A 1,016-nucleotide genomic window follows, 5' to 3' on the forward strand; every position below is an offset into this window, starting at 1 on the left:
ATTGGATGATAGTTGCGGATTTTAGGGTTTCTAGTTCTTCTAGAAAAATTGGTAATGGTTTGGGAGAGTATTCTATAGTAACAGCTTTTGGATTTAATAGTAATACTAATCATGTTGAGATTTTAACCCCTCAAAATTTGCTATGCTATGATACGCATTTCAATTTTGTGAAAAAAATACCGCTTCCTACAGAATGGTCTAAATCAGGTAAAGGAATGCTTTTCTTTGGACAAATTTACAATTTGTCTTCTGAGCAGCATATATTAGTTCCAACAAGTATCAGCAAAGACAGTAACAAAATGTTCATTTTTGATTCTTCAAAAGCGAAAATCAAGGAGGAACTTGATTGTAGCGAAGGGTTCGTTGCTGGCATTAATATGCAAGAGCAGTGCTTTTTCGATTTTTCAGACCATCTTCTCGGAATAGTTCCGCCATTTGTTTCTGAATATTTGTACACTTTTGATAAAGCAAAAAATGTTTTTTCTAAAGCTTACAAAATAAAATTTGGAAAAAATGGATTACAGGCCTCTGATGTAGATAATTTAGGTAAAAACGAGGAAAGGTTACATAATTGGTTAATGAGCACGGAAAAGGAATTTCCAATCACGACATTAGAAACAGAGAAATATATTTCCTTTTTGATGAAGAAGGGGAGTAATATGAAAAAGTGGTTTATGCTGTTTTACGATAAGTCTTCTGGAAAAATTGGACGAATTAATTGTTTTTCTAACAAAGAGATAGTTTTTCCTATTGCAAAAAATGCAGATAAGACAAGTTTGTATGCAGTTGTAGAGAAAAACAGATTGCAGAGAATCATCTCCCATTTGAAAAATAACAATGTGAACATTTCTTATAAAGAAACAGACAATAGTGACTATTATATTTTAAAATATTTATATAAGTAATTAATAATACTTACGAGATGTCAAAACGTCTCTGAGAGGTCGTCATGATAGTCCTGACGGGTGGTAAAGCGGATCCTTTCTCTTATTGCCTCACTACGGCACAATATTGCC

At 32.7% G+C, this 1,016-nt stretch carries 1 protein-coding gene; it reads left to right on the plus strand.

All coding sequences use genetic code 11. The features are described from left to right. Positions 1-905 (plus strand): hypothetical protein (locus DW657_RS18070; protein WP_158577428.1); only part of this gene is annotated, 905 nt, incomplete at its 5' end. Positions 906-1,016: the final 111 nt, after the last annotated feature.

Origin of the sequence: Prevotella sp. AM23-5 (genome assembly GCF_003473645.1) — a bacterium.
GTDB classification, from domain to species: Bacteria; Bacteroidota; Bacteroidia; order Bacteroidales; family Bacteroidaceae; genus Prevotella; species Prevotella copri_A.